Annotated in this window: 23 protein-coding genes and 1 pseudogene; 19 read left to right on the top strand and 5 right to left on the bottom strand. The window is 45.5% G+C overall.

Going from position 1 to position 22,079, the window contains the following annotated elements; translation table 11 throughout:
• Positions 1 to 94: 94 nt before the first annotated feature.
• A pseudogene (locus BOQ04_RS10610) lies at positions 95 to 932 on the bottom strand (transposase); the annotation flags it as partial.
• 71 nt (positions 933 to 1,003) lie between these two features.
• On the opposite strand from BOQ04_RS10610, the gene BOQ04_RS03695 reads away from it, so the two are divergent.
• The 5 genes from BOQ04_RS03695 to BOQ04_RS03715 all read left to right on the top strand — a co-directional run bounded on the left by BOQ04_RS03695 (position 1,004) and on the right by BOQ04_RS03715 (position 5,464).
• Positions 1,004 to 1,291: a DUF2408 domain-containing protein gene (locus BOQ04_RS03695; protein ID WP_076023439.1), complete on the top strand. Its 288-nt coding sequence runs from the start codon at positions 1,004 to 1,006 to the stop codon at positions 1,289 to 1,291.
• A 192-nt stretch (positions 1,292 to 1,483) separates the two neighbouring features.
• Positions 1,484 to 2,539: an alpha/beta hydrolase gene (locus BOQ04_RS03700; RefSeq protein ID WP_233126625.1), complete on the top strand. Its 1,056-nt coding sequence runs from the start codon at positions 1,484 to 1,486 to the stop codon at positions 2,537 to 2,539.
• Between the two features lie 45 nt (positions 2,540 to 2,584).
• Entirely contained in the window at positions 2,585 to 3,310 is a 726-nt protein-coding gene (locus BOQ04_RS03705; RefSeq protein WP_076023441.1) for a gluconate 2-dehydrogenase subunit 3 family protein, read from the top strand.
• Between the two features lie 9 nt (positions 3,311 to 3,319).
• Positions 3,320 to 5,089, top strand: a complete 1,770-nt coding sequence (locus BOQ04_RS03710; RefSeq protein WP_076023442.1) for a GMC family oxidoreductase — start codon at positions 3,320 to 3,322, stop codon at positions 5,087 to 5,089.
• Between the two features lie 12 nt (positions 5,090 to 5,101).
• Positions 5,102 to 5,464, top strand: coding sequence for a c-type cytochrome (locus tag BOQ04_RS03715; protein ID WP_076023443.1), 363 nt, complete (start codon positions 5,102 to 5,104; stop codon positions 5,462 to 5,464).
• Here the strand turns inward: BOQ04_RS03715 and BOQ04_RS03720 are convergent.
• Positions 5,461 to 6,819 (bottom strand): APC family permease, encoded by a 1,359-nt coding sequence (locus BOQ04_RS03720; RefSeq protein WP_076023444.1) that lies wholly within the window; start codon positions 6,817 to 6,819, stop codon positions 5,461 to 5,463. The two genes, BOQ04_RS03715 and BOQ04_RS03720, sit on opposite strands and share 4 nt — an antisense overlap.
• Positions 6,820 to 6,934: 115 nt before the next feature.
• On the opposite strand from BOQ04_RS03720, the gene BOQ04_RS03725 reads away from it, so the two are divergent.
• Positions 6,935 to 7,519, top strand: coding sequence for a hypothetical protein (locus tag BOQ04_RS03725; protein ID WP_076023445.1), 585 nt, complete (start codon positions 6,935 to 6,937; stop codon positions 7,517 to 7,519).
• A 125-nt stretch (positions 7,520 to 7,644) separates the two neighbouring features.
• A complete protein-coding gene (locus tag BOQ04_RS03730) occupies positions 7,645 to 8,847 on the top strand; it encodes a DUF3300 domain-containing protein (protein ID WP_076023446.1) in 1,203 nt (400 codons plus the stop codon).
• 66 nt (positions 8,848 to 8,913) lie between these two features.
• Here the strand turns inward: BOQ04_RS03730 and BOQ04_RS03735 are convergent, their stop codons facing one another.
• Together BOQ04_RS03735 and BOQ04_RS03740 are read right to left on the bottom strand one after the other, a co-directional pair.
• Entirely contained in the window at positions 8,914 to 9,480 is a 567-nt protein-coding gene (locus BOQ04_RS03735) for a chromate transporter (RefSeq protein WP_076023447.1), read from the bottom strand.
• Entirely contained in the window at positions 9,477 to 10,064 is a 588-nt protein-coding gene (locus BOQ04_RS03740) for a chromate transporter (RefSeq protein ID WP_076023448.1), read from the bottom strand. The genes BOQ04_RS03735 and BOQ04_RS03740 overlap by 4 nt, the downstream gene beginning before the upstream one ends.
• Before the next feature lie 147 nt (positions 10,065 to 10,211).
• Between BOQ04_RS03740 and BOQ04_RS03745 the strand changes: the two genes are divergently transcribed.
• The 10 genes from BOQ04_RS03745 (at position 10,212) to panD (ending at position 19,169) form a co-directional block, all read left to right on the top strand.
• Positions 10,212 to 11,348: an ABC transporter permease gene (locus BOQ04_RS03745; RefSeq protein WP_076023449.1), complete on the top strand. Its 1,137-nt coding sequence runs from the start codon at positions 10,212 to 10,214 to the stop codon at positions 11,346 to 11,348.
• Positions 11,349 to 12,050 (top strand): ABC transporter ATP-binding protein, encoded by a 702-nt coding sequence (locus tag BOQ04_RS03750; RefSeq protein ID WP_076023450.1) that lies wholly within the window; start codon positions 11,349 to 11,351, stop codon positions 12,048 to 12,050. It abuts the gene before it with no gap.
• The gene (locus BOQ04_RS03755) at positions 12,040 to 12,978 is read left to right on the top strand and encodes an efflux RND transporter periplasmic adaptor subunit (protein ID WP_076023451.1); all 939 of its coding nucleotides are present in this window, start codon (positions 12,040 to 12,042) and stop codon (positions 12,976 to 12,978) included. Before BOQ04_RS03750 ends, BOQ04_RS03755 begins: the two co-directional genes overlap by 11 nt.
• The gene (locus BOQ04_RS03760; RefSeq protein WP_233126626.1) at positions 12,965 to 14,416 is read left to right on the top strand and encodes an efflux transporter outer membrane subunit; all 1,452 of its coding nucleotides are present in this window, start codon (positions 12,965 to 12,967) and stop codon (positions 14,414 to 14,416) included. The genes BOQ04_RS03755 and BOQ04_RS03760 overlap by 14 nt, the downstream gene beginning before the upstream one ends.
• A gap of 17 nt (positions 14,417 to 14,433) precedes the next feature.
• A complete protein-coding gene (locus tag BOQ04_RS03765; protein WP_076023453.1) occupies positions 14,434 to 15,051 on the top strand; it encodes a flavin reductase family protein in 618 nt (205 codons plus the stop codon).
• A gap of 113 nt (positions 15,052 to 15,164) precedes the next feature.
• Positions 15,165 to 16,877, top strand: coding sequence for an amidohydrolase (locus BOQ04_RS03770; protein WP_083657508.1), 1,713 nt, complete (start codon positions 15,165 to 15,167; stop codon positions 16,875 to 16,877).
• Between the two features lie 110 nt (positions 16,878 to 16,987).
• On the top strand, positions 16,988 to 17,527 hold the full coding sequence (locus tag BOQ04_RS03775) for an OmpA/MotB family protein (protein WP_076023454.1): 540 nt from the start codon (positions 16,988 to 16,990) through the stop codon (positions 17,525 to 17,527).
• Between the two features lie 22 nt (positions 17,528 to 17,549).
• Positions 17,550 to 17,948, top strand: coding sequence for a COG4315 family predicted lipoprotein (locus BOQ04_RS03780; RefSeq protein WP_076023455.1), 399 nt, complete (start codon positions 17,550 to 17,552; stop codon positions 17,946 to 17,948).
• Positions 17,949 to 18,111: 163 nt separating this feature from the next.
• On the top strand, positions 18,112 to 18,675 hold the full coding sequence (locus BOQ04_RS03785) for a phasin family protein (protein WP_076023456.1): 564 nt from the start codon (positions 18,112 to 18,114) through the stop codon (positions 18,673 to 18,675).
• Between the two features lie 128 nt (positions 18,676 to 18,803).
• Complete coding sequence (gene panD, locus BOQ04_RS03790; protein ID WP_076023457.1) at positions 18,804 to 19,169, top strand: aspartate 1-decarboxylase; 366 nt, start codon at positions 18,804 to 18,806, stop codon at positions 19,167 to 19,169.
• Positions 19,170 to 19,181: 12 nt separating this feature from the next.
• Here panD and BOQ04_RS03795 read toward each other — a convergent pair whose 3' ends face one another.
• Positions 19,182 to 19,820: a response regulator transcription factor gene (locus BOQ04_RS03795; protein WP_076023458.1), complete on the bottom strand. Its 639-nt coding sequence runs from the start codon at positions 19,818 to 19,820 to the stop codon at positions 19,182 to 19,184.
• 167 nt (positions 19,821 to 19,987) lie between these two features.
• Between BOQ04_RS03795 and BOQ04_RS03800 the strand changes: the two genes are divergently transcribed.
• Both BOQ04_RS03800 and BOQ04_RS03805 read left to right on the top strand, forming a co-directional pair.
• Positions 19,988 to 20,296 carry a DUF485 domain-containing protein gene (locus BOQ04_RS03800; protein WP_076023459.1) on the top strand — a complete coding sequence of 103 codons (309 nt, stop codon included), beginning with the start codon at positions 19,988 to 19,990 and terminating at the stop codon, positions 20,294 to 20,296.
• Positions 20,293 to 22,017: a cation acetate symporter gene (locus BOQ04_RS03805; protein ID WP_076023460.1), complete on the top strand. Its 1,725-nt coding sequence runs from the start codon at positions 20,293 to 20,295 to the stop codon at positions 22,015 to 22,017. The genes BOQ04_RS03800 and BOQ04_RS03805 overlap by 4 nt, the downstream gene beginning before the upstream one ends.
• Positions 22,018 to 22,079: the final 62 nt, after the last annotated feature.

A 22,079-nucleotide genomic window follows, 5' to 3' on the forward strand; every position in this document is an offset into this window, starting at 1 on the left:
GTATAGACAAGTAGTAAGTTTGATTTTTTTAACTGCAAATTGCAGTTACGGTATGGCTTTGCCTATCGCTGGAAAAAGTTCTTGCATTTAGTACGTTGTCCGCCCGTATAACTGCCGGCTTACCTCGCCAAGCAATGATCTGATCTAAGCTACGAACTACTCGCTCTGCCGGCAATGAGAAGTCCACTTCAATACCTAAGGCTTCACGATTAAAGTCATCAATCACATTAAACAGACGGATACTTCTGCCATCTTGCAACTGGTCATGCATAAAGTGACCGAAGGGAATCCCGCGGGACGATTGACCAGACTTGGTTAATACTCAGCGGCACGACCAATGCATCTGGCTTATCTCGCACCAAACGCTTACGGGGTTTGATGCGCAGGTTGAGCTCAAGCTCGCGGTAAATCCGGTAGATGCGTTTGTGGTTCCATGTGTAGTTCTTGACATTGCGTAGATACAAATAACAAAGGCCAAACCCCCAACTGCGGTTGTTGTCCGTTAAGCGGATCAGCCAGTTGGCAATGAGCTCGTTCTGCACATTGTTCTTCGCTTCATAGCGATAGCAGGTCTCGCTCACGCTAAAGATAGCGCAGGCCAATCGAATGGGGATTGCCTTCTCTCTGACTGCCTTTTGGGCCATCTCACGTCTGTGAGATTGGGCTCACCACTTTTTTGTGATGGCCTCGTTTAAGATCTCCGCCTTGAGCTTCTCTTCGATGTACATCTTCTTAAGCCTGGCATTTTCAGCCTCAAGCTCCTTCATGCGGGCCATCATGGAAGTGTCCATGCCGCCATATTTAGAGCGCCACTTGTAGAAAGTAGCAGTGCTGATACCCAGTTCACGACAGATTTCTGGAACTGCTAGGCCAGCATCCACCCGTTTTAGGGCATCCATGATCTGGCTATCAGTAAATTTAGAACGCTTCATGTAGAACTCCTCTATATTCGAGAAAATTCTACCTCTGAGCTCAGTTAACCTGTGGGGGGATTACCCGTGCAATGACATATGCCGGATTCTTTCTAGCTGCCTGTGCGGTTTGGATGGTGACTGGTAGCGTAGAGGCAAGCATGATGAATGGATCAATTGAAGCTCAAAACAATCCACATCAGATTCCAAATGAGCTCAATCCTAAATTTCCTCGCATTTACGAGAAATTAGAGGCAATGAAGACCAAGGCTGCTGGATTAATGGTTGAGTCTAGCGAGACATTGCATAGTCTGGCATTGAGCGGTCAAAAAATTAAAGATGTCCCAACCTACGATTACACAACAGGGACATCTAACTAAATTCAAAATCTCAATGGCGTATTTTGGATATTGACAACCACTCTTCGGGGTGGTTTTTTTGCCTGGAAACATCCAATGCTGGGTTTTTTAGGCTTGCCGCAGGTCAAGGATCACTATTTCTATCAATGCTATGATTTCCCTAGATGCTTAAAGGGTATTTATAACTAAAAATATAGAAATAGGAGATAAGCGGTGACCTTACGCATGACGAAATTGAGTCAATTGTTGCTTGCCTTATCCCTTTGCCTTGGCTTGGGTTCTGCCTTTGCAGCAAGCAAAATCCAAATGGCCGAATACATGATTCCTAGCGATACCGCTGGGATTTCGCTCTATGTGCGCAATAAGCATTTGGCTGGGATGAAGACATTCTCCCCGGAAAAGACCGTTCTCTATGTTCATGGTTCAACCTACCCCGCCGAAACGGCTTTTGATCTGCCCCTTGGTGGAGTCTCTTGGATGGAGTACATGGCCGCCAGAGGTTACGACGTCTGGTTGGTGGATTTACGGGGTTACGGTAAATCAACTCGCCCCCCTGAGATGGATCAGCCTGCTGAACAAAATGCTCCTTTGGTAACTACCGATGTGGCAGTGAGGGATGTATCGAGCGCTGTCAATTACATTCTCGAGCAACGCCATATCGCCAAACTCAATTTGCTTGGCTGGTCTTGGGGCACCACCATCATGGGCAAGTACACCACCGAGCATAACGATAAGGTGAATAAATTGGTGCTGTATGCACCGCAATGGTTGCGCCAAGGCGGACCATCCCTCACGGATAAAGGGGGAGTATTGGGAGCGTATCGCGTGGCTTCGGTAGCTGATGCAAAGGCGCGCTGGCTTACTGGGGTGCCCGAAGATGCCAAGAGCACACTCATTCCAGAAGGCTGGTTTGATCAATGGGCAAAAGCAACCTTTGATACCGATCCTTGGGGCAGAAATCAAACGCCGCAAAAAGTGCGCGCCCCCAATGGCACTGTCAAAGATGTCCGCGAGTATTGGGCTGTAGGTAAGCCTGTTTATGACCCAGCTAACATCCACGTGCCAGTGATGTTGGTGCATGCGGAGTGGGATGCTGATTTACCAAGCTACATGCTTTATGAATACTATACAAAGCTTGTCAATGCGCCATACAAAATTATGTTACAAATTAGCGAGGGCACTCATACCTTGATCATGGAAAAAAATCGGATGCTCATGTTTGCAGGGGTGCAAGAATTTTTAGACACCACATTTAAGCCTGAAAAATAAAAACCAAGCTTTACTTTTTATGACTGACACATTCAAGGAATTCTGATGGATGATACAAATCAAGATTTAAAAAATAGCTCACGTCGCCAGCTCCTCAAGGGAGCTCTGGTGGGTGGTGCCGTGATGGGTGCCCCGGGGGTATCCAGCGCACAATCGTTGCTTGTTCAAAAGAATGGAGACGCTAGCGCCCCAATCGCGGCTTATGTTTTTCTGACGCCAATCGAGGCTAGCTTTGTTGAGGCCTTCGTTGATCATATGGTACCCGCCGATCAATTCACCCCCAAGGGCACTGATCTAGGTATCAATATTTTTATTGACCGCGCTTTAGCGGGTAGCTGGGGTAAAGGGGATCGCATGTATATGCAAGGCCCCTGGTCAGTTGGGTTACCCACTCAGGGGTATCAGTCTCCTTTGTTGCCATCGCAGGTTTATCGCGCAGGTATTGCGGCAACTAATCAGCACTGCGAATCGCTCTACGGCAAAACATTTGACTTGCTAGATACTTCTAAAAAAGAAGAGGTTTTGAAGTCTCTTGATTCTGGAAAAATGGTTTTTGAGGGCGGCCTCTCATCCAAGTTCTTTTTTGATATTGCCTATAAATCTGTTGTAGAGGGTTTATATGCTGATCCAATTTATGGCGGTAATAGCAATAAAGCGGCGTGGAAAATGATTGGCTTCCCAGGCGTAATTGAAACCAATGCACGCAATATCGTTGAGTATAAAAATAAGTTCTACCCAGGAAAAGTCTTGGGTATTGCGGACGTCAGTTAAGGCAAAGTCATGGCAAAAAAACTTCCAGAAGTAGACGTTGTAATTGTTGGCATGGGATGGACTGGCGGCATTCTGTCAAAAGAGCTCTCCGAGAGCGGCTTAAAAGTGGTGGCCTTAGAGCGTGGTGCGCCACGCTCGGCAGAAGAAGATTTTTCTGTGCCGCATATTCGTGATGAGCTGCAATTTGGTATTCGGCATGGCTTGATGCAAGACTTGCGCAGAGACACTTTAACGGTTCGCAATAACCCTAGTCAAACTGCATTGCCAATGCGCCAGCTAGGATCATTTTTGCTCGGCGAAGGCTTGGGCGGTGCGGGTGTTCACTGGAACGGTCATACTTGGCGTTGGACTGATATGGAGTTCAAGATTCGCTCGATGTACGAAGAGCGCTATGGCAAGAAGTTCATCCCTGACGATATGACAATTCAAGACTGGGGCATTACCTATGCAGAGCTCGAGCCTTACTATGACAAGTTTGAAAAAATTGCAGGTATTTCTGGGCAAGCAGGTAATCTCAATGGGCAAATAGTTGAGGGCGGTAATCCATTTGAGGCGCCACGTAAATCACCTTATCCGTTGCCGCCTCTAGAGCGTAGCTTGGCAAATGATTTATTCGCTGGCGCTACCAAAAGCATGGGACTACATCCTTTCCCAATGCCAGTTGCCAATGCTTCTAGACCTTATACCAATCCAGATGGCGCTAAGCTGGGTCAATGTCAGTACTGTGGGTTTTGTGAACGTTTTGGCTGTGAAGCCAACGCCAAAGGAAGCCCATTAATCACAGTGATCCCTTTTGCAATGAAGCAGCCGACTTTTGAATTGCGCACACTTAGTGTGGTCAGTAAAGTGCATATGGATAAGCAAAAGAAAGTGGCTACTGGTGTAACTTATACCAATTTGCAGACTGGGGAAGAGTTTTTTCAACCGGCAAAAATTGTGATTTTGGCGGCATATGGATTAAACAATACACATTTGATGCTGACTTCTGGTATTGGCAAGCCCTACGATCCAGTGACGCAAAAAGGTGTGATTGGAAAAAATTATGCTTACCAAACAGGTGTTGGAGCCACACTGTTTTTTAATGACAAGATCTTCAATCCCTTTATGTCCACTGGCGGCCTGACAACGCTAGTTGACGATTACAACGGCAACTGGAACTTCGATCGCTCCGGCCCTAACTTTGTTGGTGGTACCACTTTAAATGGCGGCATGTATGGTGGCCGTCCGATTGCTTTCCACCCAGTTCCTCCCGGCACGCCCAAGTGGGGTAAGGCTTGGAAAGAAGCGATGGCTAAGTGGTATTCACGCTCGATGACAATTAATTCGGCCGGTAGCGTCATGGCCAATCGCTATAACTATCTTGATTTAGACCCAACTTATAAGAATGCCTTGGGAATGCCATTGTTGCGCATGACCTTTGACTACAAGCCCAATGAGCATCGTCTTTCGGAATTCACGGCTCAAAAAATTAATGAAATTGCTAAGAGTCTGAATCCCGACTTCTTGAGTCCTGCGAAAGCAAAGACAGCACCATGGTCGGTCGTTCCATATCAAACCACTCACAATACGGGTGGAACCATTATGGGCACCAACCCAACCAATAGCGCGGTGAATAAGTACTGCCAATCATGGGATGCGCATAATTTATTCATTATGGGCGCCTCTTTGTTCTCGCATAACGCTGCCTACAATCCCACTGGGCCAGTTGGTGCATTAGCCTATATGACTGTGGATGTCATTAAAAATCGCTATATCAAAAACCCTGGATCTTTAGTTTAAATAGGTAAAGTAATGCGCTATTTTTCATCATCATTGTTTCTCTTATGCCTTTTCTCACAGGCATCGTTTGCCCAAGACGTTGCTGTAGGCAAGAATGCTTTTCAAGAATGCGTTGCTTGCCACAGCATTAAGCCGGGTGAAAATTTATTGGGGCCGAGTTTGGCTGGAGTGTATGGGCGTCAGGCAGGAACTGTCGAAGGCTTTCGTTATTCAAGTGCCTTGAAGAAGAGTGGTATTACTTGGGATGAAAGTTCTTTAGATCAATACATTGCCAATCCTCAAGCCTTAGTTCCTGGTAGCCGCATGCCTTACTCAGGTATGGCTGATGAGGCTGAACGCAAAAATCTCATCGCTTATTTAAAAACGCTGAATTAATTTTGACTTGCGCGTTTCCGAATGCTTTTGTAGAGCGGAATAAAGCCCAGCAGTAAACTACCAATAGCGATGGTTGAGGTGAGGGCATCAAACCCCTTGATGGCCATCACCGCAGCCCACCAAAGTGCCAGGGCCGATAGCACTGGCCAAATGACCATGGTGATGGTCAGCTTAATAGATCCGAGCGCCTGTCTTCTAAAACACCAAGCACAGGCAAAGCCTGCTAGGCCATAGTAGTAGGCGGCCTGCACTCCAATAATGTTGATGGATGCCATCATCACATCAGCAATACTTTTGGAGCTGATCGATAGCAGCAAAAGTATTGCACCAATTGAGGCAATTAAAAAGGTCGCAGCATAAGGTGTTTTCCATTGGGCATGGACTTGAGACCAGCGAATATGAAAGATGCCTTCACGCGATTTAGAAAACATCGTCCTAGAAAATTGCAGCATGGAGGTTTCAATGGTGCCAATCGTCGAGAGGATGAGTGCTAGTACTGCTAGATAACTCCAAGGAGCGGGAAGCACCTTGTCAGCCACTGAAAAAATAATATTAGTACCCGATTGAGAAATTTCTTCGTTAGATAGTGCAAGTAAGGAGATGGTTGCAAACGCCGTGAAGGCGGCAATGATGACCAAAATGGCTCCGACAACTCCGTAACCTGGCGCTTTCTCTGGGTTTTTAGTTTCTTCGTTCAAATTAATCGAAACATCCCAGCCCCAAAAAAAGAAGAGTGCAATGACAGCGCCGTTTGCAAAACCACTGGGCGTAAAGGCGGAGGGCGAAAAGCTATGCCAAGAAAGTTCATGGAGCGCTGCGCCCCCAAAGCGGAAAATCACTAACAGAGAAATGCCCGACAAAATAAGTAATTCAATTAAGGTCATCACAATCTGAACCTTGGCGGTCAGGCCAATACCCTTGACTACTAAGATGGTGATTAGAGTAAGCCAAGCAACTGCACACAGGGTGACTGCCACTTGAGAGTCGGCATATTCGGGGCGCAATAGCAGCAGGGTGGCAGCCCCTGCAGGAATGCTAGCTGAGACCATAAATAGGGCAGAGGCAACTAGCAATGCCCAGCCAGCAAAAAATCCCAGGGAGGTGCCAAATATTTCGGTAACCCAGGCAAAGGATGCACCTGAATTTGGGCGGTGCGCATTTAAATGCATATAGGCTAAAACGATGCCGACCATCATGAGGCCGCAATACAGAAGGCTGGCTGGCGCCAGGACGCCAACGGCAGCTATGAGGGCTGCCATCGTTGCCGAAATACTAAAAGAGGGGGCTGAGCCGGCAACCCCAATAATGAGGGACTGAAAAATGCCTAACGTATCTTTTTTAAGCTCTGATGTCATCGTTAAATTATCTTACGAGAGCTAGAAGTTTGCCAAGAATATCTTTAATTGATTTACTATTATTAGAAGCTGATTATCCCAGCATTGAATTACATATACTTTAATAGGAATCCATATGGCACTTACACGTTCAGTACTCATTTCACTTGGCACTGCATTTATATTGATGGGCCATGCGGCCTATGCCGATAGCACCAAGCCCTTGGTTGAGGATGCCATCGTAGTGGCTGAAAAGTATTCAGTCATGGAGGGCGCAGTAACAAAAATCGACTCTGCCACTCGCACAGTCACATTAAAAAATGAGCAAGGCGAAACACAGTTTGTTGCTAGTCATGCCATTAAGAACTTTCCCCAAATCAAAGTTGGCGATCATTTAAATATCACTTTTGAGATCGGTGTTGCTGTTGAATTGCTCAATTCCAAGGGCAATATCCGCAAAGAAGATCAAACTACTACCGTTACTTCTGCGGCTCCTGGTGACAAGCCAGCCGGTGCTGTAACTAACACTACATCAGTGATTACTGATGTCATGGAGATTGATAAAGCCAAACGTAATATTGCAGTGAAAGGGATGGATGGAGAGATTCATGTCATCCACATTAAGAATAAGAAATTATTTAAGCAAATTGCGCTACATGATCAAATTAAGGTGATTTATTTTGACGAGATGAAAGCAGCAATCACAGCTCCCAAGAAATAATGGAATGCTGATTTGATTCATAAACACCAATCTACGGATTGGTGTTTTTTTGAGTACATCCAATTGGCATGGTTTGATTTCGGGCGTAAGATAGAGCTAGATATTGCTTAAAGAAGGGTAATTTAATGATTACAAACCCACACACCCCATTTTCGAAGAAGCTCCTTGTTACTGTACTTTCAGGATTCATTGCCGGTACCCCACTGGCATATGTGCAGGCACAACCCAATCCAAATGCACCTTCCGCTGCCACTCCGAGTGGGCCGATCTTAAATCAATCCCAACTGGGATCTTTAGTGGCACCCGTTGCTCTATACCCAGATTCATTATTAGCCCAGGTTCTCATTGCCGCAACTTATCCTTTGGAAGTGGCTGAAGCTGATAATTGGCTGCGCAATAATGCACAGCTTACTGGCAGCGCTAGAGAAGAGGCATTAAAGACTCAGCCCTGGGATAACAGTGTCAAATCTTTAATTGAATTTCCCGATGCATTGAACTTAATGGGCAAGGATTTGGCGTGGACTCAAAAATTAGGCGATGCTTATCTGGCTCAACCAAAGGATTTATTTCAGGCAGTGCAGACTTTGCGGGCTAAAGCGCAGGGTGCAAATAATCTCAAATCTGGTCCACAGCAAACAGTTAGCACTGAAAATCAGGATGGCCAAAAAATCATCGTGATTCAACCTACCAATCCTCAAGTGATTTATGTGCCTGCGTACAACCCGTATTTAGTGTATGGCCCCTGGCCTTATCCTGGTTACTATCCGCCACCCTTCTATCCTTATGCACCATCGCCAGGCGGCATGTTCTTTTCCTTTGGTGTTGGTTTGGCTGTTGGTGCTGCTCTTTGGGCGACGCCGCATTGGGGTAGCGGATCAGTGGTAATCAACAACACCACCTACAATAATTTCAATCATGGCTATAACAATGCCGCCAATATGGGTCCCAATCATTACGGCAATCAAAGTGATTGGAAGTACAACCCAGCGCATCGCGCTAACGTGCCTTATTCCAACCCTGCACTAAATAATCGTTACGGCAATATCAATCAAAGCCATCAGGCTGCGACCCAGGCGGCACGTCAACAAAGTGCCCGTAATTACTGGAATCAAAATGCCAGCCCTCAGGAAAAGCAGGCTGCGCAACAAACGCGTGAGAACGCTCAAAAAGCTTGGAGTAACGCTAGTGCACAACAAAAGCAAGCCGTACAAAACACTACAAAAGCTGTACAAAATAATCGGTCAACAGGCGCTCCACACGTGAATGCTGCCCCCCGTGAAGAGTTTAGAGGTGGTGGTGAAATGCGCGAGGGTGGATTCCGGAGATAACTCAGTAGCGTATGAATTTATAAACCACCTACGGGTGGTTTTTTATTACTCGCCCACGGTCAGAGTTTATGCAAACACCCCTAAAGCACCAATACAGCCGCCGATTAAAAGCAGTAGTAGCATGGGCACTTTGGTGCGAAGAACCATTAGCACTGTTAGGCCTGCCAATAGCCAGAGCTTAAAATCATTGTGACCATTCCCATTGGCGCCCGCTAATACGATCCCAGAAGAAATCAGCAGTGCAACCACAATTGGGCTCATGCCAGCCTTGAAGGATTTCACTAAGCGACTGCTTCTATTCTTTTCCACCCAGTTGGCTGTGATGTAAAAAAGAATGCTGCTGGGAACAACATAAGCAAATAGACAGCCAAGAGCGCCGAGTAGAGCTAAGAAATAACCACCGGCTTGCAGACCCATATTCCATCCCAGTAGCGCCAGAAATAAAATATTGGGGCCTGGTGATGCCTGCGCAATGACGATGGAATCGGTAAATTGAGCATTACTGATCCAGCCATGCTCCGTGACGAGGTAGCGATGAATGTCAGGGATTAATCCCATCGGTCCACCCACCGAGAAGAGTGAGAGTATGCCGAAATGCAAAAAGAGGGCCGACCAGTCGGGTATGTGAATCATGCTGACTCCCTGGGTACGCTAGAGGCAAATTTAAAATAGGCCAAGATGCATGCCAAGGGCCCAAGACAAATAAGAACGGTCGCTAGGGGGTAATGTGCAAGTGCAATTAACCCAAAACAAGACAAGCCCAAAATAGCGCAAATAGTTTTACCGAGGGGATTGACTTTCAGGGGTTTAATTAATTTCACGCCTGTGGATATCAAAAGTCCAGCAGATACGGCGCCCATTCCTTGTAATGCGCCAACAATCCGGGGGTCTTCCCCGAAATAAGCAAATGCGCACACTAATAGCAAAATCAAAATGAGAGGCAACAATAGAATGCCCGTTAGTCCTGCTAGTGCACCCATAACGCCAAAGTGTCTAGAGCCAATCATGATACTTAGATTCATTACGGGGGCACCGGGCATCGTCTGAGCAACAGCCCAATCCTCTAGAAACTCTTTGCGTGAGAGCCATCTTTTCTTTTCTACCACCATCTGTTCTGCAAAGACGATGATCCCCCCAAAGGCCTTAATGGAAAGTCCTGCAAAGGAGAAAAACAGGTCGCTAGGGGATTTTGGGGTGTTTAATGGCTGCTCGTTCATCATTGGATTTTCCCCGAAAATAGTCAATAGCGCTTGCAGCTATCCGGGCGGTGCTAAAAGGTATGCATCTATTGATATAGGTCATAGCCCGACTTCCTTTTGCAATGCAATAAAGTTAGTATGGGGTATTGGGTCCAAGGATGAAAGATGGGCGGTATTTTCAGGCTGGCTTTGAAGTTGCTTATGAATGACAGGGGAAAATTTTCAGCCCTGTTAATGGGGGTCACCTTTGCTGTTTTTTTGATGGTAATGATGATGTCCATGTTCTCGGGGATTCTTTTAAGGGCATCTTCTTCGGTTGAAAATGTTGGAGCACAAATTTGGATCATTGATCCTGCTGTAAATAATGTTTCCAGTAGCATCCCTATGCCGGATTACGTTCTGGATTTTGCAAAAAGTATTCACGGGGTGAAACACGCTGAGCCAATTTATTTTGGTGGTGCTCTCGTTAAATTGAGCGATGGCACCTATCAAGGCGTCAATGTAATTGGTCTAGATGATGTCACCCTATACGGACGCCCTCTGTTGTTAGAGGGAAATATAGAAGATATTTTTGCGGAAAATGGTTTTATTGTTGTTAAAGATGCGGAATACGACAAGCTTGAAAACCCAAAAATTGGCACCGAATTTGAATTAAATGATCATCGCGGAAAAATTGTGGGCATTGCCCAGGTTCCGCAATCTGGTTTGTTTGGGGTGCCAACCCTCTATACAACGTATCACCGTGCGATTACTTACATACCCTCATCTCGCTTCACCATGTCTTTCGTGCTAGTAGAGCCCAAGACAGCTGCTGATATTTCTTACATCCAAAAGCAGGTTAAAGATTTGGGCTATCAGGCTTTAACTCGAGAGCAATTTACCCAAAAGATTTCTGACTTCTATAAATTTAAAACTGGCATGGGAATGAATGTATTAATCATGACCATTATTAGCTTCATTGTTGGGCTTTCAATCTCAGGCCAAACTTTTTATAGCTTTGTGCTGGAGAACTTAGATAAATTTGGAGCCCTAAAGGCAATAGGCGCCAAAGGGCGTGAGTTGGTATGGATGATCATGGTGCAATCCACCTTCACTTGCCTCTTGGGTTATGGACTGGGTGTGGGTTTGGCTACAACAGCAATGATTTTGGCTAAATTAAGGATGCCCGATTACGCTGCACAAGTCACTTACCCTAACTTAAGTTTGGCCTTCTTGTTGGTGATCATTATTGCCATCTTCTCGAGCTACATCAGCATTCGAAAAGTATTGCAAATCCAACCATTTGATATTTTTAGGGGTTAAATGAAAAAAGTTGCCCTAAGAGCTAGTAAGCTGAGCAAGTGGTTTGGTGAGGGTGAGGCTAAAACCTTTGCTGTGAGGGATATCAGTTTCGAGGCCTATGCTGGCGAGATTCTCTTTATTGTCGGTCCATCCGGTAGCGGCAAAACGACATTGCTTAGTATGATTTCTGGAATTTTAGAGCCTAACTCTGGTGAGGTATGGGTCGGTGAAAGTGATCTATGGAAACTTACCCCCAATCAATTGGCTAATTTCCGCCTCAATAAAATTGGTTTTGTATTTCAAGACTTTCATTTATTCCCCAGGCTCACAACTGCAGAGAACGTGGCAATTCCTCTCATTCTGAGAAGGGTAAACTGGGCTGAGGCAGTAGATACGGCTCGCAAGTATTTGGACATTGTGGGTTTAAAAAACAAGGCCGATCTTCCGCCAATGAAGTTAAGTGGCGGCGAGCAACAAAGAGTGGCTATTGCGCGAGCGATTGCTGCACAACCAGATATCTTGATTTTTGATGAGCCTACCGCCTCTTTGGACGGCGATACCGGCAGGAAGATACTCGAATTTATTAGGGCAGAAATCTTAAATCCGAATCGGTGCATCATTATTGTTACGCACGATAGCCGTATATTTGAATATGCTGATGCCATGATGAAGATGGAAGATGGAAAATTAATCGAAATAGAGAGACTGGCAAATGAAAAATAAAATCATTATTGCCTTAGCGATCCTAGGGGTTGTACTGGCAATAGGAACGGCCTTTTATTGGGGTCAACGTCAAAATCCTCTGCCACCAGCTTTCACTCCAGCCTCTAATCCCTATGAGAATGGTATTTATGCCGAGGGTATTGTTGAGGCCTTGCAAGCCAGCGGATCCAATGTCAATATTTATCCCGAAGTGGCTGGCACCGTAAATCAGATCAATGTCAAAGAGGGGCAAGACATTGCTGCTGGCGCACCTCTTTTATCAATGGATGATTCGGTGCAGCGAGCAACAACACAGCAAGCAAAGGCGCAAATTGCAGTAGCGCGTGCCTCCCTAAAAACGGCAGAAGATGCATATCAAAAACAAAAAGCGGCAGCAGATATTGATCCGAGAGCGGTTAGCAAAGACGCTTTAGATGGTGCTAGAGATGCGGTGGGGCTGGCTAAGGCAAACTTAGATGTTAGTCAAAGGCAATATGAGACTGCTACTAGTTTATTGGCCAAGTACCATATTCACGCGCTATCTGCGGGTAAGGTCATCTCTATCAATACCGCGCTAGGAAGTTATATTTCTGCGCAAGGTGTGTATGACACTTATACGCAGCAAAATCAGCCCATCATGGTACTTGGGGCAAGCGGAGATGCTCTTGCAGTGCGCTGTTATATAGATGAAGTCTTGCTGCAAAAGCTACCAAGTATGGTTGATATTGATGCGTATATGTTTATTCGCGGATCCAATACCAAGGTGCCTTTGAAAATTGTTCGCTTTCAGCCCAATGTGTCACCCAAAATTGAGTTATCTAATCAACGTACGGAGCGTGTCGATGTGCGCGTACTGCCAGTCATTTTTAGTTTTGATAAGCCAAAAGAATTGACGATTTATCCTGGTCAATTAGTTGATGTGTATGTGGGCAAACGTGCAAGTCAATAAACATAAGCCCTTCTTTATTATTCTGCTTGCCTTGTTTCTGGGCTCATGTGCTGTTGGACCTGATTTTGTCTCACCCCAAGCTCCCGAGGGGGCTGCATATCTAAAAAATGATGAGCCTTGGCAAACCATTCGTGCAGATGGCAAGACGCAAATGTTTCATTCTGGAACATGGACCGATGCAAATTGGTGGATGATGTTTCAATCAGAAACCTTAAATGCAGAAGTGGAGCAAGCTCTAAAACAAAATCCATCTTTACTGGCATCTGAAGCAAGCTTAAAGCAAAGTCAGGATTTAATGCGTGCTGGCTATGGCGTCTTCTTTCCTCAGGTCTCCGTCGGTTTGGGTGCAAGCAGGATAGCGAATGCCCCTATGCAGTTAGGCTCTGCTGCGCCGGGATCTATATTTAATTTACTCACTGCTAGTGCCAGCGTGAGTTACGTGCTCGATATATTTGGTGGTGAGCGCAGGCAAGTAGAGGCTCTAAGAGCGCAAGTAGATTATCAAAAATACTCTACCAATGCGGCTTATTTGATGCTGTCTGCCAATGTGGTGAACACCAGTATTGCTCGGGCTGGCTACTTAGAAGAAATTAAGGTTACTGAAGAATTAATCACTTTGGAAAAAGAGCAACTGAAGGTAGCGCAGGCACAGGTGACGGGAGGTACGGCTGCTTACGCTACGGTGTTAAGTATTCAGAGTCTTATCGCTAGTAATGAGGCGTCGATTGCGTCATTGCGCCAGCGTGTCAGTCAAGCAGAGCATTTGTTGGCAGCTCTTGAGGGGGTTGATCCTTCTCACGTTACTCTGTCCACGATCACTTTAGAGAGTTTGACCCTACCGGCCGATATTCCGGTGACCCTTCCTTCTGATTTAGTGCGCAATCGACCCGATATTTTGGCTGCTGAAGCGCAAATGCATGTCGCTAGTGCCAACATTGGGGTGGCTACTGCCGAGATGTTTCCTAGTGTAAGTCTGAATGCCACTTATGGGGTAGCTAGCAATACATTCTCTAGTCTTTCTGGGCCAAGTCAGCAATTTTGGTCTGCCGGTCCTGGCATAAGTATTCCTATCTTTAAGGGCGGTAGCCTCTACTATGCAAGGCAGGCCTCTCTAGATGCTTATGAGCAGACCCAGGCTAGTTATAAGCAGATTGTATTAAATGCTTTTGCAGAGGTGGCCGATTGCTTGACGGCTCTGGTGCATGATGCCCAGGCTGTGCAGGGTCAGCTAGATGCTAAAACAGCTGCCGCAGAGGCATTAAAGCTAATGCAAATCAATTACAACGCTGGTTTGGTTGACTACCTCAGCGTATTAATCGCCGATGTTCAATATCATCAAGCTAGTATTGCTTACGTTCAAGCCTTGGCTCAGCGTTATCAAGATACGGTTGCTTTGTATGTAGCGCTTGGTGGTGGTTGGGGCGAGGTTAAAAATTAAACAACTGAGGTGAAACAGTGAACTCTTTTTATTCGTATGAGCCAAAGAATGGCCACGGCTTGCCGCACGACCCATTTAATTCGATTGTGGGTCCAAGGGCGATTGGGTGGATATCAACCAAGAGTAGGGCTGGTGTATGTAATTTAGCGCCTTACAGTTTCTTTAATGCCTTCAATTACATTCCCCCCATCATTGGCTTCTCAAGCATTGACTATAAAGACACAGTCAGAAATGTTCAGGAGACCGGAGAGTTTGTTTGGAACCTCGTGACATTGGACTTGGTTGCAGCGATGAATCAAACCTGCGCACCTTACCCTCCAGAAGTGAGTGAGTTTGAGATGGCCGGTCTGACTCAAATGGATTCAACTATTGTTACGCCTCCTCGCGTTGCAGAATCAAAAGTGTCCTTTGAGTGCAAGGCGACTCAAATCATTCAGCTAGAAACCATCAGTGGATCAAAGGTGGAGAGTTGGCTGGTCCTGGGCGAAGTGGTGCAGATTCATATTGATCAAACTTGCCTTAAGGATGGTATCTACCAAACTGCTGAAGTAGGCCATGTTTTGCGCGCTGGAGGCGCTGGGGATTATTTTACTATTGGGCCTGAACAGTTATTTAAGTTAAATCGGCCGAAATAAGTAGATCGACAATACAACCCCAGTCCACCTTGCTGGGGTTTTCCTTATTTAAGCAGTCAAAAAATATGGTTACTATGGATTAATGCACCCAATCTTTACTTAAGGGCTTTGAAATGAAATTAATTCGCAACCTCACTTTCTTGACATGTTTATTGGGCATCTTCCAGTCAGCTACTGTCGCCGCCAGCCCTGGGGCAGACATAATCTTTTATGGCGGACCAGTTTTAACTGTCAATTCTAAGAATGAGGAAGTCCAGGCTCTAGCAGTGCAGGGCGGGAAGATTGTGGCAGTGGGTACAAAGGCTGCAGTAAGCAAAAGATGGCAGACCGATACAACCCAATTGATTGATCTAAAAGGTCAAACCCTAATGCCTGGTTTTGTTGAGCCCCATATCCATATTATTGGCACCGCTTTATCAGAGGGGTTGGGATTAAATTTATCCAACTTTACATTGCCTTATGACACCTTAGACACCATAGAGGCAAAGTTACGTGCGCGCCTCAGCAGTATTCCAGCTGGCGGATGGTTATTTGCATTTGGAGTAGACCCCTCGCGAACCTCCCCTTTTATGGCGGAGCTCACCGCTAATGATTTGGATAAAGTTTCAACTACTGTACCTATTTTTATTATTAATCAGTCTGGCCACATTGGCTATGTGAACCACAAAGCTTTGGAGCTGGCCGGCGTGACAGAAAGCACTGCTAACCCCTCTGGTGGCGGTGTTTATGTAAAAGACGCTCAAGGTAAGTTAACGGGTAAATTAATTGAGCCACCATCATTCACGCCGTTTATGGCAAAAATGCCTGCTCCTCCCGCGGCTGATTTGATCAAGGCCATCAAAAAAACCACTCAATATATTGCCTCTGCTGGCGTGACTACCTCGGCTGAGATTACCGTGGGGTTTGATTCCCCTCTCGAGGAGCAAGTCAAGCTCTACAAGGACTTAGCGGCCAATGAGGGTTTACCAATTCGAGTACGCGCTTACCTCTATGGACCTGCCATTCCAGCTGGCTATGATGGTATAAAACCCAATGAGGGGGATGATCGCCTGCGCTTTATTGGTGTGAAATTTATTTCAGATGGTTCCACTCAGGGATTAACTGCTGCGCTAAATCAGCCTTATGACTATCCAAGCAATACGAGTAATCGGGGCACCTTAGATTACGGCACAGAAGATCTTTACCAGCAAATGAAGATTTACTTCGATCAAGGTTGGCAGATAGCCGTTCACGCCAATGGTGATAGTGCAATTGATCAAACGCTAAATAACTATGAAGAGTTATTGGCTGGTAATGCGCATCCTGAGGAGCGGCGCTTACGCATCGAGCATTTCACTATCAACACGCCTGAGCAGGTAAAAAAGGCAGTCAAGTTAGGCGTCATTCCTGGTTTTACGATTGGACATGTTGATTATTGGGGAGGGGCTTTCCATAACCATATTGTTGGTCCTGAACGTGCCAATCGCATTGATCCCTCAGCAGCATTTAAGAAAGAGGGTGGCCGCTTTGCTTACCATAGTGATTCACCGGTTTCTAATGTAAGCCCATTGAATTACATCTCAGAGGGTGCTGGCCGCCTATGGCAAAAACCACCACGTGAAGTCTTGGGTCCAGATCAACGCGTGACAGTTGATGATGCAATTCGTGCGGTTACCATCAATGCGGCCTATGAAATGTTTTCAGACGACAAGATCGGTAGCTTAGAAGTGGGTAAGCAGGCTGACCTTGTTATTTTGGGGGCTAATCCACGTACGACACCCGTTGACCAAATTCGTAACATCAAGGTTCAGGAAACTTGGATTGATGGCAAAAAACAGAGTTGGTAAATACTATACTGATGCAAAGGCTGTCATATTTGCTAACTCCTATTCATCATTGAAGTTAGCAAGGCTAGCAACTTCGTTTATTTTGATTTATTTAACTAAAAGGGTTATTTATGCGTTTTGGCAAACAGATATTCATAGCATTAATGATGTTGGTTTTAGGCTCTTTGGTCGGCTGTGTAACTGAATCCAGTTATAACAATCTTGATAGGGCTTATTCACAGTTACAGCAAGCTTACCAAGGTGATGAGGTAGAAATTCGCCAGCTGCAGGGTGAGTTGCGCATTACGATCAAGGACAAAATCCTCTTTCCTGAGGGCGGCTTTAACTTAAATGCAAAGGCTGATCAAGTTCTAGCAAAAATGGCTCCTACATTGTCTGGGTTTAAAAACACCAAGGTGGTTGTTAAGGGTTACACCGACAACGTGCCAGTTGGTGCAGATATGCACAAATACGGCATTCGCACCAACTTAGATCTTTCTTCTAAACGTGCAGATAACGTGGTGGACTATCTGATCAAAAAAGGCGTGTCACAGAGTTTGATTTCTGCTCAAGGTATGGGTGAGTCCAATCCTGTCGCATCTAATGCCACTGCTGAAGGCCGTGCTCAAAACCGCCGCATCGAGATTACCTTGGTTGGTCCTGGTAACTAATTAAACGATTAAAGGAAAAAATATGAACTTTCAATGGAAAGTGTTGGGAGGCATTTGTTTTGCAATTGCCTTGAGCGCATGCTCAACCACTCCAGATGTAGCTACACCTTCATCCGACTTTATGAAGATTAACAACGGCATCATGACCAGCAGCTATGGCAAAACCGTGTATACCTTTGACAAGGATCAGCCTGCTTCTGGAGTATCTGAGTGCGTAATGACTTGCGCCACAAATTGGCCACCTGTCTACGTAGAGCCTGGCATCAAAGTGTCTGGCGACTTTAATTTCATTACTCGCAAAGATGGCCAGAAACAATTGACCTACAAGGGCAAGCCTTTGTATTTCTATGCGAAAGATAGCAAGCCAGGCGATCAACTTGGTGAGAACGTCAATAACGTATGGCACGTCGTTAAGCCGTAAATCATCGTTTTATTACATGAGAGAGCCACCTTCGGGTGGTTTTTTCATTTAAAAACAATGGTTTATCAAATAATTGTTGCTTTGCAGCAAATATTGCTTGCTATTGGCCTGAGGGGTATTTATTATGGTGCAATGCAACATAACCAATTACCAAAGGATCATCATGTTTAAAAATCAATTCGCAGAAAACCAAGCTAAGTCGATCGAAACAGCTCGTGCTTTAGGCCAAACCGCTTTAGAAAATGCTCAAGAATTAGCTCAAATCAATTACCAAGCTGCGCAAGAAGCAGTTGCTCAAGCCCAGGCAAAAGCAGCTGAACTGCTTAAAGGAAAAGATGCTAAAGCGGCTTTAGAGTTGTTACAAAGCCCAGAAGTTCAAGAGGCTGTCGCTAAAGTTGCCCAATATCAAAAGAAGGTTGCTGAAGTATTGCGTCGCGGCAATCAAGAGTTGGTTGAGGCAGTTGAAGCTGCTATCGATCAATCACAAGAAGATTTGAAAGAATTTATGGCAGCTGCTGCATCTAAAGCCCCAGCTGGCTCTGAAGCCTATGTCAGTGCCTTTACAAATGCATTTAACACAGCCATTCAAAACTTTGATCAAGTGCGCTCTACCGCTCAAGATGCATTCAGTAACTTCGAGAAAAGCGTTGAAACTGCAATGAATACAGCGAAAGGTCAATTTGCTGGTCAAGCTGCTAAACCTGCAGCCAAGCGTCGCACCAAGTAATTACTGTACTCCAGAGGGTATAAAATACCTTCTAGAGCATTGTTTGCTAGCTTTAAACAAGGCCCTGGCTAGAAATAGCTGGGGTTTTAAGTTTTTTGTACGAGTGTTTTTGAAAATAGGTATCTCATATGAACCGCATTATGTTGTTGTCTAAAATTCATCGCGCAACCGTGACAGAAGCTGATCTGCACTATGAAGGTTCATGCGGAATTGATGAGGATCTATTGGATGCCGCTGGAATGCGTGAGTTCGAAAAGATTGAGTTGTATAACATCAATAATGGCGAGCGTTTTTCTACTTACATTATTAAAGCAAATCGTGGCTCAGGGGCCATCTCTTTAAACGGTGCAGCCGCCCGGAAGGCTCATGTTGGTGATCACCTAATCATTTGCACTTATGGGCAAATAAGCGATGCTGAAGTAGCCCAGCACTTTCCAAAAATTGTTCTGGTGGGCGAGGGCAATACCATTAAAGAAATCAAGCAGCCAAGTTAGTTGTATTAGTTTTTAGGCTGGTTTTTGATTGGTAATGACTGTCCTCAATAAGTCAGCAGCGGTTCTTACTTTGAGTTTATCCATAATGTTAGAGCGATGCGCTTCAACAGTCTTGAGGGAAATTCCTAAATCATCGGCCACCTGCTTATTAATTCGCCCGGCCACAATACGCTCTAAGACTTGATTTTCACGGGGGGTTAATGTGGCCAGCAGTTTTTGAGCCTCACTCGACTCCCAGCTTTTTTTGTTGTCAAGACGAGCTTGTTCGAGCATGCGTTCAATCACGTTTTCAAGCTCCTCCTCGCGAAAGGGCTTTTGAATAAAGTCCATTGCACCCTGTTTCATGGCTTCTACAGCCATTGATATATCTCCATGCCCTGTCATCAAAATAGTTGGCATGCGGTGCTCTGATTTTGAGAGCCTTGTATGCAACTCCATGCCTGACATGCCGGGCATACGAATATCCATAATGGCGCATGCAATGGCGGATTGATCAGTGTTTTGTAGGGCTTGTAAAAATCGGTCTGCATTCTCGTGGCAGCGCACCGAATAACCTTTACCCTCAAGCAGCCATTGTAGTGAATCGCGCATGGCTTCATCATCATCAATCACGTAAACGATTTCGGGGGTGCGGGATTTTTCTGTAAACATGATCGGCAGTGAATAGGTGGACTATCCATATTGCCATTACTAGCCCAATAGTCTTTTAGGGCATACCTTTATAGGACATTCCCTAAGCTAAAGCTAAATAGCCTTTTTTTTCGTATTTCCCTATATAAAATGGCGACATTATTAATCTTATTCACTAGGAGAAGCGTATGTCTGATGCTGTCGTGGCACGCATAGAGGCAAATCCAAAATACCAAGAGCTCAAGCATAAGCGCAGCACTTTTGGTTGGACCCTCTGTATCTTGATGTTTATCGTTTATTACGGCTTCATTGCCTTAATTGCATTTGATAAACCATTCTTGGCTCAACAATTCGGAGATGGTGTAACTAGTCTTGGTATTCCTATTGGTATGGGTGTAATTGTTTTCACTATTTTGATTACCGCTATCTATGTTCGTCGGGCGAATGGTGAGTACGACACTTTGACAGCTGAAATCCTGAAGGAAGCCTCCAAATGAAACGTATCGAAAAATTACTCAGCGCCTTGGCGCTCATGGCGCTGCCTTTGTTTGCATTCGCATCTGGTGATGTCGGTCAAATTGATAAGCAAGCAACTAACTGGGTTGCGATTGGGATGTTCACCGCCTTCGTAGTGGCTACTTTGTTTATTACGAAGTGGGCGGCATCGCGTACTAAGTCTGCAGCGGACTTCTACACGGCAGGTGGTGGTATCACGGGATTCCAGAATGGCTTAGCCATTGCTGGTGACTATATGTCAGCAGCCTCTTTCTTAGGCATCTCTGCAGCGGTAATGGCTAACGGCTATGACGGCTTGATCTACTCTATTGGCTTCTTAGTTGGCTGGCCAGTAATTACTTTCTTAATGGCAGAGCGTTTGCGTAACTTGGGTAAATTTACTTTTGCCGACGTGGCAGGCTATCGTTTCCAGCAGGGTCCAATTCGTGCATTTGCAGCCTCAGGCACCTTAATTGTAGTTGCCTTTTATTTGATTGCTCAAATGGTGGGTGCTGGCCAACTAATTAAATTACTCTTCGGCCTTGATTACTGGATGGCAGTGGTGATTGTGGGTTGCTTGATGATGATATACGTCTTGTTTGGCGGTATGACTGCCACAACTTGGGTGCAAATCATTAAAGCCTGCATGCTGCTCGCCGGTGTAACGTTCATGGCATTTATGGTCTTGTCTCAATATGGTTTTAGTCCAGCAGCTTTATTTGCAAAAGCAGTAGAGGTGAAAACAACCATTGCAACCAATGCTGGTAAAACTCCAGAAGAGGCATTGAAGGCCGGGATGAGTATCATGAGCCCCGGAGGATTTATTAAAGATCCAATCTCTGCAATTTCTTTTGGTATGGCATTGATGTTTGGTACTGCTGGATTGCCACACATTTTGATGCGATTCTTTACCGTACCTGATGCAAAAGAAGCACGTAAATCTGTTCTGTGGGCAACCACTTGGATCGGTTACTTCTATGTGTTGATCTTCATTATTGGTTTTGGTGCTATCACTTTAGTGCTGACCAATCCTGAGATGGCTGATGTAGCAAAGGGCGTGATTAACGGTGGCGCTGGCTCTGCAAACATGGCTGCGGTATTGGTAGCTAAAACTGTAGGCGGTAACGTGTTCTACGGATTCATTTCCGCGGTAGCATTTGCTACGATTTTGGCGGTAGTTGCTGGCTTGACTCTGTCGGGCGCGTCTGCAGTGTCACATGACCTGTATGCAACCGTGTTCAAAAAAGGGAATGCTGATAGTGCATCTGAGTTGCGAGTATCTCGTTTGACCACGCTTGCTTTGGGTGCAATTGCGGTATTGCTCGGCATCGTTTTTGAAAAGCAGAACGTAGCTTTCATGGTTGCCTTAGCATTTGCTGTCGCTGCCTCTGCAAACTTCCCAGTATTGTTTTTATCTGTACTTTGGAAAGATTGCACTACGAAGGGTGCCGTGATTGGTGGCTTCCTCGGCTTAGCATCTTCAGTAGCCTTGACGATTGTCTCTCCAGCGGTATGGGAAGCAGTATTGGGCAACCCTAAAGGCAGTGCATGGTTTCCTTACTCATCACCTGCCTTGTTCTCAATGACAGTCGGCTTTGTTGGGGTATGGTTGTTCTCTGTACTCGATAATAGCCAGAATGCAAAAAATGAACGTGCCGCATTTAAAGCGCAGCAAGTTCGTTCAGAAACTGGCTTTGGTGCATCAGGAGCGTCGGGTCACTAATTGCTAATTAGTTACTCTATAAATAAAAAACCAGGAGCAATCCTGGTTTTTTATTGGGCAAA

This window comes from Polynucleobacter sphagniphilus, assembly GCF_001953355.1.
GTDB lineage: Bacteria > Pseudomonadota > Gammaproteobacteria > Burkholderiales > Burkholderiaceae > Polynucleobacter > Polynucleobacter sphagniphilus.

What these genes read in the sequence shown, in the direction of transcription:
- BOQ04_RS03695 (WP_076023439.1), top strand. Translation starts at nt 1,004, where the DNA reads ATGACATATGCCGGATTCTTTCTAGCTGCCTGTGCGGTTTGGATGGTG.
- BOQ04_RS03740 (WP_076023448.1), bottom strand. Translation starts at nt 10,064, where the DNA reads ATGAACGAGCAGCCATTAAACACCCCAAAATCCCCTAGCGACCTGTTT.
- panD (WP_076023457.1), top strand. Translation starts at nt 18,804, where the DNA reads ATGAACCGCATTATGTTGTTGTCTAAAATTCATCGCGCAACCGTGACA.
- BOQ04_RS03750 (WP_076023450.1), top strand. Translation starts at nt 11,349, where the DNA reads ATGAAAAAAGTTGCCCTAAGAGCTAGTAAGCTGAGCAAGTGGTTTGGT.
- BOQ04_RS03805 (WP_076023460.1), top strand. Translation starts at nt 20,293, where the DNA reads ATGAAACGTATCGAAAAATTACTCAGCGCCTTGGCGCTCATGGCGCTG.
- BOQ04_RS03715 (WP_076023443.1), top strand. Translation starts at nt 5,102, where the DNA reads ATGCGCTATTTTTCATCATCATTGTTTCTCTTATGCCTTTTCTCACAG.
- BOQ04_RS03770 (WP_083657508.1), top strand. Translation starts at nt 15,165, where the DNA reads ATGAAATTAATTCGCAACCTCACTTTCTTGACATGTTTATTGGGCATC.
- BOQ04_RS03755 (WP_076023451.1), top strand. Translation starts at nt 12,040, where the DNA reads ATGAAAAATAAAATCATTATTGCCTTAGCGATCCTAGGGGTTGTACTG.
- BOQ04_RS03800 (WP_076023459.1), top strand. Translation starts at nt 19,988, where the DNA reads ATGTCTGATGCTGTCGTGGCACGCATAGAGGCAAATCCAAAATACCAA.
- BOQ04_RS03730 (WP_076023446.1), top strand. Translation starts at nt 7,645, where the DNA reads ATGATTACAAACCCACACACCCCATTTTCGAAGAAGCTCCTTGTTACT.
- BOQ04_RS03720 (WP_076023444.1), bottom strand. Translation starts at nt 6,819, where the DNA reads ATGACATCAGAGCTTAAAAAAGATACGTTAGGCATTTTTCAGTCCCTC.
- BOQ04_RS03725 (WP_076023445.1), top strand. Translation starts at nt 6,935, where the DNA reads ATGGCACTTACACGTTCAGTACTCATTTCACTTGGCACTGCATTTATA.
- BOQ04_RS03710 (WP_076023442.1), top strand. Translation starts at nt 3,320, where the DNA reads ATGGCAAAAAAACTTCCAGAAGTAGACGTTGTAATTGTTGGCATGGGA.
- BOQ04_RS03735 (WP_076023447.1), bottom strand. Translation starts at nt 9,480, where the DNA reads ATGATTCACATACCCGACTGGTCGGCCCTCTTTTTGCATTTCGGCATA.
- BOQ04_RS03775 (WP_076023454.1), top strand. Translation starts at nt 16,988, where the DNA reads ATGCGTTTTGGCAAACAGATATTCATAGCATTAATGATGTTGGTTTTA.
- BOQ04_RS03705 (WP_076023441.1), top strand. Translation starts at nt 2,585, where the DNA reads ATGGATGATACAAATCAAGATTTAAAAAATAGCTCACGTCGCCAGCTC.
- BOQ04_RS03780 (WP_076023455.1), top strand. Translation starts at nt 17,550, where the DNA reads ATGAACTTTCAATGGAAAGTGTTGGGAGGCATTTGTTTTGCAATTGCC.
- BOQ04_RS03745 (WP_076023449.1), top strand. Translation starts at nt 10,212, where the DNA reads ATGGGCGGTATTTTCAGGCTGGCTTTGAAGTTGCTTATGAATGACAGG.
- BOQ04_RS03795 (WP_076023458.1), bottom strand. Translation starts at nt 19,820, where the DNA reads ATGTTTACAGAAAAATCCCGCACCCCCGAAATCGTTTACGTGATTGAT.
- BOQ04_RS03785 (WP_076023456.1), top strand. Translation starts at nt 18,112, where the DNA reads ATGTTTAAAAATCAATTCGCAGAAAACCAAGCTAAGTCGATCGAAACA.